This is a genomic window from Arthrobacter sp. TB 26 (assembly GCF_000427315.1).
Classification (GTDB): domain Bacteria; phylum Actinomycetota; class Actinomycetes; order Actinomycetales; family Micrococcaceae; genus Arthrobacter.
This window is the reverse complement of the sequence record NZ_AUPJ01000399.1, coordinates 1-9,498: the sequence shown is the minus strand read 5'-3', so window position 1 is coordinate 9,498 and position 9,498 is coordinate 1. Positions and strand designations below refer to the sequence as shown.

Below are 9,498 nucleotides of genomic sequence, written 5' to 3'. Positions count from 1 at the left end.
CGGGAGCCCACGCCGTGGTGCGGGTGCCGGAGATGGCGCCGGCGGCGGCGAAGGGGTCCTGCTTGAGGACCTCGTTCAGGGCCTGCTCATCGGCGGCCTTGAAGACAAGCAGCGCACCGGCGCCGTCACCGTAGGGGCCGCTGGCGAGCAGCGTTCCTTCCTGGGCGAGTCCTGCGGTCCATTCGCGGTGGGCCGGGCGGGTGGCATCGCGGGCTTCGGAGGATTCGGCGTCGTATACGTACTCAACAGCAAAAACAGTCATACGGATACACTATCGCCCCGCCGGCCAGGTACCCATCCGGGCGCCTGGCGGGCTGGCTGGAGCGGCGGCGTCAGCCGAGGACGAGCACCTTGGCCAGGGCCGCGACGCCGGCCGCCCACAGCAGCGAGGTAAGGGTGCCGATGATGAACCGCTCTGCGGCAACCGGGGTCTCCTTCAGCTCGGCAAAGCGGCCCAGGCCCTTGATCGCGACCACATAGGCGATGGCGACCGGCTCGCCGGCGAGGATTGCGAGGCAGACCGCGAGGCGTTCCAGCACGCCGATGATCGCGCCGCCGCGCAGGATCCGGACGCTGCTGACCGAGGCGGCCGCGGTGCCTGCTGCCGGGGCAGCTGTGGCTGCGGTGGCCATGGTGACCGGGGTGTCACTCGTGGCCGAGGGATCAACGGTGACATCCGCCGCCGGGTCGGCCGCCGGGTCGGCAGCACCGGCGCCGGCGTCCTGCCGGTCATCGATGGTCCGGGCGAGCCGGAAGACCAGGGCCGTGACGGGCCAGCCGGCAAATCCGGCGATGAGCAGTGTCAGGGTGATCCAGAGGGCGTTCACCGGTCTCCTTCCATACTGTCCGGGGTGCGCGGGTCCGCGTGCCGGCTTGGGGTTGGGTCCAGGTCCGCGGACCGGTCCGTGGGCTGTCCGCGGGCGTCGTCGTTTCCGGTGATGACTCCGTGGGCGAAGGCCAGTAGCATTTCCGCCGCGGGCCGCGCCGCCCATTCTTCCTGCCAGCCGGAGCGCAGCAGTGCACGGCTCACCGATTGTTCGGTGATTCCCAGTTCCTGGGCAGCGATTTTCTGCGTCCCGTGTGTGCCGGAGTGGCCGTGCTGCACCGCGCGCAGCACATCTACGACCTTCCACTGAGCGGCCGTCCGGTCCTGGACCAGGCGACCGATCAGGCGCAGCACCGCCTCCGCATTGGCGCAGGCGCGTGAGCCGGCAGAGCCAGCGGGCGAGGGTGCGGCCTCTCCCCTGCGCAGGCCGCCGGAGACGACGGCGATTGGTACATGGGCAGCCCCGGACTTGGCCTTCTCGACGGCCACGCGCGCCGCAACGAAGGCCGGCCCCGACCCTTCCCGCGGGCTGGCCGGCAGCGGCAGGTCCACCGCACCCACGCCGATTCCCACGTACCAGCGGCCGCTGCGCAGGGCGTGCAGGGCGATGTCCACGACTTCGTCGGGGCGCTGCACGACCCCCTGGACCTCGTCACCCACGGAACGCTCGAAGCGTCCGGCTGTGGAGAGCCCGGCCAGTTCCGCCAGGAGTCCCGGGACGCGGTCGACGTCGGTACTGCTTCCCCGCTGGTCGATTGTCATCACGTACATAGCCCCACCCTAAAGGGCTGATCTTACAGAATCAATCATTTTCAACTGATTACTAAAAATAAGCCAAAATAAGCTGATACGGACAAATCAGCGCCATCCGGCTAGACCGCCGCTTACGCAGCTCAGGCTGCCGGGGCTCACCGTACCCCCGGAGCGCAGGGCTAAGGGCCGGACAGCCGAGCCGTTGACAGCTCCCTGGCGCCGGGCCAGTCTGGGGGCACAGCAACAACGATGCCGCGGAGGTGGGCCGGTGCCGACACCAACGGAAGCGGCGTTCATCGTTTTCGGCCTCGGTTCCCAGGCCGTGCTCGCCGCTTTCTTCGCCGCCCGGCGCTGGCGTCCCGGACTCGCCGACCGCCTGGGCTGGCTCGCCTACGCCGTCGCCGGGCTCGGACTTCCGCTCGGCCTCTGGTTCCTCACCGGAGGGCAGTCCTGGCGGCTGTATGTGGGCCCGCTCCTGCTCGGCGGCTGGTCGCTCTTCGGCAGCTACCTGGATCTCTGGCGCCGGGTGGAATGGCGGTCACCGCCCAGGCCGGGACTGTTGATCCCCTACGTGGCCCTGTACTTCTGGGCACAGATGTTCCTGTGGTGGCCGCTCTGGGACGGCCAGCGCCTCGCGTGGTCCGTCTTCCTGGTCCTGTTTTGCGTCAACACCGCCCTGAACCTTGCCGGACATTTCCGCAGGCCGGAGGGCCGCGGCGTCAGCCGAAGAGGTTGACGGGCTTGACGATGTCCGCGTAGATCAGCAGGGCGCCCATGCCCATCAGCAGCACCGCCACCACGTAGGTGACCGGGAGCAGCTTGGCGATGTCGAACGCGCCGGGATCCGGGCGGCCGAAGAGCTTGGCGATCCTGCGCCGCGCCCCTTCGTACAGCGCGCCGGCCACATGGCCGCCGTCGAGCGGCAGCAGCGGAATGAGGTTGAAGACGGCCAGGGCGAAGTTGAGCCCGGCCAGCAGCCCCACCAGGGTGGCGACCCGGGACTGCATCGGCACCTGCTCCATCGCCGCGACCTCGCCGGCCACGCGCCCCACCCCGACCACGCTGATGGGTCCGTTGGGGTCGCGGGGCTCTTCGCTGAACGCCGCCTTCGCGACACCAACGACGCGCGCCGGGAGGTTCACGACGACGCCGGCGATCTGCTTGATGTTCTCACCCGCCATCGGCAGAACCGTCGACGCCGGCTGCGGCACAAGCGCGGTCTGCGCACCGATGCCCAGGAAGCCGACGTCCTGGTACTGGAGGGCGCCGTCGGCGGCCTTGGCCTGGCGGCCGTCGTCGCCCATCACGGGACGGGCGGAGAGGACCGGGGTGACGGCGGTGGTGACCGGGACGCCGTCGCGCTCCACCGTGATGGTGACCTGCTTGTCCGCGGACGCGCGGATCCAGCCGGTGAGTTCGTCCCAGCTGGTCACGGGCTTGCCGTCGAAGGAGGTGATGACGTCGTTGGGCAACAGGCCCGCGGCGGCGGCGGGGGTGGGCTTGCAGTCGGCGGAGTCCGGGTCCACGGTTTCGCCGGCCTTCACCTGGCATTTGGAGACGTCGGCGATCGTGGTGGTCTGGGTGGCCATGCCGAAGCCCATCAGCAGGACGGCCGTCAGCACCAGTCCGATCAGCATGTTCATGGCCGGTCCGCCGAGCATGATGATGATCTTTTTCCAGACCGGGAGTTTGTAAAAGACGCGGTTCCCGTCGGCGGGGCCGACTTCCTCGTGGGCCAGGGAGCGGGCGTCCGAGGCGAGCGACTGGAACATGCCGGTGCTTGACGGACGGACCGTGCCGTCCTCCTTGTTCGGCGGGTACATGCCGATCATGGAGACAAAGCCGCCCAGCGGGATGGCCTTGAAGCCGTACTCGGTCTCACCCTTCTTGCGGGACCAGAGCGTGGGCCCAAAGCCGATCATGTACTTGGTGACGCGGACCTTGAACAGCTTGGCGGGCAGCAGGTGGCCCACCTCGTGGAGGGCAATGGACACGGCGATGCCGATCGCCACAAAGACGACACCGAGGATAAAGAGGAGGACGGGACTCATACTTCGATCTGCTGCTTCCTAGACGCTTCTGACGGCTAAACGTTCGTGGGTGCGGGCGCGTGCCCATCTTTCAGCATCCAGCACGGACTCCACCGTCAGCCCGGAGGACCCTGTGTGTTCGCTGAGGACTGCTTCGATGGTATCGACGATGTCGGTGAACCGGATCCGGCCGGCATGGAAGGCCATGACGGCCTCCTCGTTCGCGGCATTGAAGACGGCCGGGTACGTGCTGCCCTGCTTCGCGGCATCCTTCGCCAGCCCGACGGCGGGGAACGCCACGGTGTCGAGGGGCTCGAAGGTCCAGCTGGTGGCCTGGGTCCAGTCGCAGGCCCGGGCGGACTTCGGCACCCGGTCCGGCCAGCCGAGGCCCAGGGCGATGGGCAGGCGCATGTCCGGCGGGGAGGCCTGGGCGATCGTGGAGCCGTCGATGAACTGGACCATGGAGTGGACCACGGACTGCGGGTGGACCACGACGTCGATCCGGTCGAGCGGGATGTCGAAGAGCAGGTGCGCCTCGATCACTTCCAGGCCCTTGTTGACCAGGCTGGCGGAGTTGGTGGTGACCATGAGGCCCATGTCCCAGGTGGGGTGGGCGAGGGCGTCCTGCGGGGACACATCGTGCAGCTCCTCGCGGGTCTTGCCGCGGAACGGCCCGCCGGATGCCGTCAGGATCAGCCGGTCCACCTCGGCCGTGGTGCCGGAGCGCAGGCACTGGGCGATGGCGGAGTGTTCGGAGTCGACCGGGACGATCTGGCCCGCGCGTGCCGCGGCCTTGACCAGGGCGCCGCCGACGATCAGGGATTCCTTGTTGGCCAGGGCCAGGGTGGCGCCGGATTTGAGTGCGGCGAGGGTGGGGGCCAGGCCGATGGATCCGGTGATCCCGTTGAGCACCACGTCGGCTTCGATCTCCGCGATCCGGGTGGAGGCGTCCGGTCCGGTGATGATCTCGGGGCGGTAGCCCGTCACGCCNCCGCGCCGGCGGCGTCGTCGATCAGCGTCTGCAGGGCCTTCGCGTCGCCGGTGGCGGCGCCGACGGCCCGGGCACGGGTGTGGACGGCCTGCCGGGCCAGGAGTTCGAGGTTGCCGCCGCCCGCGCTGAGCGCGACGACCTCGAAAAGGTGCGGGGCGCCGTCGACGACGTCAAGCGCCTGTGTGCCGATGGAACCGGTGGACCCGAGGAGGACGATCTTGCGCGGCTGCATGGTTTAAGTATCCCGTACCGGGTTCGGTGCTCGGATCTCCCGTCGAGGTGGCATGTCACGGCAGTGTTTGCGCGAAACACTGCCGCGAAGTGCCCACTCGGCGTCTGCATGGTGCTGCGTCCCGAGGCGTAACGTGGGGATCGTGGAGTGGACGGCCTGGTTTGACGCGCCGGAGTACGAGTTCGCCCGGCAGGTGCTGCAGCGCGGCATCGCCATGCTCTATTTTGTGGCCTTCCTGTCCTCACTCAACCAGTTTCCCGCCCTCCTCGGCGAGCGCGGGCTGTTGCCGGTGCCGGAGTTCCTGGCACGCTCCAGCCGGCTGCGCAGGCCCACCCTGTTCAGCTGGCGCTACACGGACCGGCTGCTGCGCACGGTGTGCTGGGCCGGGATGGCAATTGCCGCCGCGGTCGTCCTCGGCCTGCCCCAGATTGGCCCGCCATGGGTTCCCCTGCTGGCGTTCCTGGCACTGTGGCTGTTGTACATGTCGATCGTGAATGTGGGGCAAACCTTCTACGGCTTCGGCTGGGAGATGCTGCTGCTCGAGGCCGGGTTCATTGTGGCGTTCCTCGGCTCGGACCAGACTCCCCCGCCGCGGACCATCCTGATCCTGCTGGCCTGGCTGGTGTTCCGGCTGGAATTTGGCGCCGGCATGATCAAGATCCGCGGCGGCCGGGAGTGGCGTGACCTGACCGCCCTCGACTACCACCACGAGACCCAGCCGATGCCCGGGCCGCTCAGCCGGCAGGCCCACTTGCTGCCGAAGCCGTGGCACCGGGCGGAGGTCCTGGGCAACCATTTTGCGCAGCTGGTGGTGCCCTTCTTCCTCTTTGCCCCGCAGCCGCTGGCCAGTGTGGCGGCGGGCATCATCATCTTTACGCAGCTCTGGCTGGTGGCGAGCGGGAACTTCGCCTGGCTGAACTGGATGGCGATCCTGCTCGCCTTTGCCGCGGTCAGTGATCCCGTGGCGCATGCCGTCATCCCGGCGATCCCGCTCGACTGGCACCCGGCGGCGGCCGGCACCGGGGCGGCAGGTGCAGCTGACGCTGACGCTGTGTCAGCGGGCAGCCAGGCGCCCGTCGCGTGGCTTGTGGTGGTCCTGGTCGCCACCGTGCTGCTTGTGGTGCTCAGCTACCGCCCGATCGAGAACCTGTTCTCCCACTACCAGCTGATGAACGCCGCCTTCAACCGCTGGCAGCTGGGGAACACCTATGGCGCCTTCGGCACGGTCACGAAGCAGCGGATCGAAATCGTGGTGGAAGGAACCCTCGCCGCGGAGCCCGACGACACGGCGGACTGGCGGGAATACGGTTTCCGCGGAAAGCCCGGCGAGGTCCGCCGGATCCCGCGCCAGTGGGCGCCCTACCACCTGCGCCTCGACTGGCTGATGTGGTTCCTGCCGCTGCGCACCGTGCACGAGCAATGGTTCTACGCCTTCCTGGCCAAACTGCTGGAGGCCGACCGGCCCACCCTGCGCCTGCTGCGGCATGATCCGTTCGACGGCGCCCGGCCCCGCTGGGTGCGGGCCAGCAGCTACCTGTACCGCTTTGCCACCCGGGCGGAGTTCCGTGCCACCGGCCAGCGCTGGATCCGGATGCTGCTGGACGAGTCCATTCCGCCGCTGTCCCTGCCGCCCGGGAACTGAGGTGTCTGGGGACTGAGGTGCCCGGGCACTCGCCCGGGCACCCCTCCACCCTGCCTAGACGGACACCTCGTCCTTCACCGGCAGGGCCTCCAACGAGGCCTGGCGGCGGCGGAGCCACCAGGAGCCCACGAAGATCAGCGCCATGGAGACGTAGACCACCACGGCGAACGGCGAAGAGAACAGCGCCGTGGGGTCGTTCTGGGAGAGCTGCAGCGAACGCCGCAGCTGCACTTCGAACATCGGCCCGAGGATCATCGCCACCACCATGGGCGCCACGGGGTAGCCGTAGCGGCGCATGAAGTAGCCCAGGATGCCGACCACCAGGAGGATACCGACGTCGGCTGCGGCGAAGTTCACCGAGAAAGCGCCCAGGGCCGCGAAGACCAGGATGCCCGCGTACAGGTAGGGCCGCGGGATCTGCAGGATCTTCACCCAGAGCCCGACCAGGGGCAGGTTCAGCACGAGCAGCATCAGGTTGCCCACGTACAGCGAGGCGATCAGGGTCCACACCAATGCGCCCTGGTTCTCGAAGAGCAGGGGCCCGGGCTGGATCTGGTAGCGCTGGAAGGCAGTGAGCATCATGGCCGCGGTCGCCGTCGTCGGAATTCCGAGCGTCAGCAGCGGGACCAGGACGCCGGCCGCAGCGGCGTTGTTCGCCGCTTCCGGACCTGCGACACCCTCGATGGCGCCCTTGCCGAACTGTGCCTTGTTCGCGCCCTTGGCCAGTTTCCGTTCCGCGGCGTAGGACAGGAAGGTGGAGACGTCCGCGCCGCCGGCCGGTACCGTGCCGATGGGGAACCCGATGAAGGTGCCCCGCAGCCACGGCTTCCACGACCGCTTCCAGTCCTCCTTGGACAGCCAGGCGTTTTTGCCCTTGCTGACCGGGATGACCTCGACCGGGCCGTGCCGCAGCTTCGACGCCACGTACAGGGCCTCACCGAGGGCGAAAAGGCCCACGGCGACGAGGACCATGTCGATCCCGTCCACCAGCGTGGGGTTGTCGAAGGTGAAACGCTGTTGCGCGGTGCTGTCATCGATGCCGATCATCCCGATGAACAGCCCCAGTGCCAGGGAGGCGAGGCCGCGCAGCACGGAGGCGCCCAGCAGGGCACCGACGGTGAGGAATGCCACCACCATCAGGGCCACATAGTCCACGGGGCCCAGGCCCACGGCCAGTTCCGCGACCACGGGCGCCAGGAAGGACAGCAGCACGGTCGCAATGGTGCCGGCGACGAACGAGCCGATCGCCGCCGTCGCCAGTGCCGCCGCGCCCCGGCCCGCCTTGGCCATCTTGTTGCCCTCGAGCGCCGTGACGATCGAGGACGACTCGCCCGGTGTGTTGAGCAGGATGGAGGTGGTGGAACCGCCGTACATGCCGCCGTAGTAGATGCCGGCAAACACGATCAGGGCTGCCGCGGGATCCAGCGCATAAGTGATGGGCATCAGCAGCGCCACGGTCATCGCCGGGCCGATGCCGGGCAGCACGCCGACGGCGGTGCCGACGAACACGCCGCCCAGGGCGTAGAGCAGGTAGACCGGCTGGAGCGCCGTCGAGAAGCCCTCCAGGAGCATCATGAAGCTATCCATGGAAGAACGGCACCCCCTCAAGCAGGGGTCCCGGCGGCAGGGACACGCCCAGCAGCCCGCCGAAGACGTACTGCAGCACGAGCGCCAGCACCACGGAAATGATGACTGCCTTCCAGAGCGGCTTCGCCTCGAGGGACCACGCCGCCCCGCTGAACAGCACGGCCGCGGCAACGGGCCAGCCGGCCGGTTCGATCAGGAAGATGTGGAGGACCACGAAGCCCACGAGTTTCGCCAGGGCCAACCAGTCGGTCTTGGCGGTGACGTCGAGGTCTTCGCTTTCCTCGGCCTCGCCCACCTTGCCGCGGAACACCTGGGCCACGATGCCCGTGCCGACGAGCACCAGCATGGCGCACACGATGTAGGGGAAGGCCCGCGGGCCGATGCCGGTCTCCGACGGCGGGATCGGGATGGACCCCGCCGCCAGGAGGCCTGCTGCGCCCACGCTCACGAACACCAGGGCGAAAAGGATCTCCCCCGTGGGCCGCTTGGCGGGCGTGCTGACTTGGACGGACATTGTTACTTGACCAGTCCGATCTCGGTCAGCGTGGTCTTGACCTTGGCGATGTCCTCCGTGAGGAAGGTCTTGAACCCGTCGCCGGCGAGGAAGGCATCATCCCAGTTGTTCTTGGCCAGGGTTGCTTTCCAGGCTTCGGAGCTGTGCAGCTTGGTGACAACCTCGGTCAGCTTCGCCTTCTGCGCGTCATCAATGGAACCCGGTGCGACGACGCCGCGCCAGTTGGTCAGCACGACGTCGATGCCCTGGTCCTTGAGCGGCTTGACGCCCGGCAGGGCCGGGGCCTCGGACGTGCCGGAGACGGCGAGCGCCCGGACCTTGCCGGCCTTGACCTGCTCGGCGTACTCCCCCACGCCGGAGATGCCGGCCTGGACCTTGTTGCCGAGCAGTGCAGCGATCGATTCGCCGCCGCCGGAGTAGCCGATGTAGTTGAGCTTGTCGGAGGCGATGCCCTGGGACTTCAGGATTTGGCCGGCCAGGATGTGGTCCGCGCCGCCCGCTGAGCCGCCGGTGATCGCGACACCCTTGCCGTTGGCCTTGATGTCATCCACGAGGTCCTGGACCGACTGGTACGTGGACGACGCCGGGACCACCAGGACCAGCGGCTCTTCGGTCAGGCGCGCAATGGGGGTGGTGTCTTCCAGCCGGGTCTTGGCGGCGTTGGTTTCCACGGCACCGACCATGACGTAGCCCATCACCATCAGCGTATTGGCGTCCTTTTCGGTGGCCAGCTTGGCGAGGCCGTTGGTTCCGCCGCCGCCGCCGATGTTGCTGACCTGGGCGGAGGTGACGAGCTTGTTGGACTGCAGGTCGGCCTGGATGGCACGGCCGGTCTGGTCCCAGCCGCCGCCCGGGTTCGCGGGAACGATGATGCTGAGCTTCTTGATCGGGTCGGCGGCCGCGCTCTGGCCTGCTGCCGCGCC

Annotated in this window: 8 protein-coding genes and 2 pseudogenes; 2 read left to right on the top strand and 8 right to left on the bottom strand. The window is 68.5% G+C overall.

The window, feature by feature from the left end; genetic code table 11:
* Positions 1–28: 28 nt before the first annotated feature.
* The 3 genes and pseudogenes from K789_RS26245 to K789_RS0115540 form a co-directional block, all read right to left on the bottom strand.
* Positions 29–262, bottom strand: a pseudogene (locus K789_RS26245) (YciI family protein); the annotation flags it as partial.
* Between the two features lie 70 nt (positions 263–332).
* Positions 333–827 carry a hypothetical protein gene (locus tag K789_RS0115545; protein ID WP_024367559.1) on the bottom strand — a complete coding sequence of 165 codons (495 nt, stop codon included), beginning with the start codon at positions 825–827 and terminating at the stop codon, positions 333–335.
* The gene (locus K789_RS0115540) at positions 824–1,597 is read right to left on the bottom strand and encodes a hypothetical protein (protein WP_024367558.1); all 774 of its coding nucleotides are present in this window, start codon (positions 1,595–1,597) and stop codon (positions 824–826) included. Before K789_RS0115540 ends, K789_RS0115545 begins: the two co-directional genes overlap by 4 nt.
* Positions 1,598–1,847: 250 nt before the next feature.
* Between K789_RS0115540 and K789_RS0115535 the strand changes: the two genes are divergently transcribed.
* Entirely contained in the window at positions 1,848–2,315 is a 468-nt protein-coding gene (locus K789_RS0115535) for a hypothetical protein (protein ID WP_024367557.1), read from the top strand.
* On the opposite strand, the gene K789_RS0115530 is transcribed toward K789_RS0115535, so the two are convergent.
* Together K789_RS0115530 and dxr are read right to left on the bottom strand one after the other, a co-directional pair.
* On the bottom strand, positions 2,299–3,630 hold the full coding sequence (locus tag K789_RS0115530; RefSeq protein ID WP_024367556.1) for a M50 family metallopeptidase: 1,332 nt from the start codon (positions 3,628–3,630) through the stop codon (positions 2,299–2,301). The genes K789_RS0115535 and K789_RS0115530 overlap by 17 nt on opposite strands.
* Before the next feature lie 18 nt (positions 3,631–3,648).
* Positions 3,649–4,832 (bottom strand): annotated as a pseudogene (gene dxr / locus K789_RS23280) (1-deoxy-D-xylulose-5-phosphate reductoisomerase).
* Between the two features lie 142 nt (positions 4,833–4,974).
* On the opposite strand from dxr, the gene K789_RS0115520 reads away from it, so the two are divergent.
* Positions 4,975–6,474 (top strand): lipase maturation factor family protein, encoded by a 1,500-nt coding sequence (locus K789_RS0115520; protein WP_024367555.1) that lies wholly within the window; start codon positions 4,975–4,977, stop codon positions 6,472–6,474.
* 54 nt (positions 6,475–6,528) lie between these two features.
* On the opposite strand, the gene K789_RS0115515 is transcribed toward K789_RS0115520, so the two are convergent.
* From K789_RS0115515 to K789_RS0115505, 3 genes are all read right to left on the bottom strand, one after another.
* Entirely contained in the window at positions 6,529–8,061 is a 1,533-nt protein-coding gene (locus tag K789_RS0115515) for a tripartite tricarboxylate transporter permease (protein WP_024367554.1), read from the bottom strand.
* Positions 8,054–8,575, bottom strand: a complete 522-nt coding sequence (locus K789_RS0115510) for a tripartite tricarboxylate transporter TctB family protein (RefSeq protein ID WP_024367553.1) — start codon at positions 8,573–8,575, stop codon at positions 8,054–8,056. The genes K789_RS0115515 and K789_RS0115510 overlap by 8 nt, the downstream gene beginning before the upstream one ends.
* A gap of 2 nt (positions 8,576–8,577) precedes the next feature.
* Positions 8,578–9,498 (bottom strand): Bug family tripartite tricarboxylate transporter substrate binding protein (locus K789_RS0115505; RefSeq protein WP_024367552.1); only part of this gene is annotated, 921 nt, incomplete at its 5' end.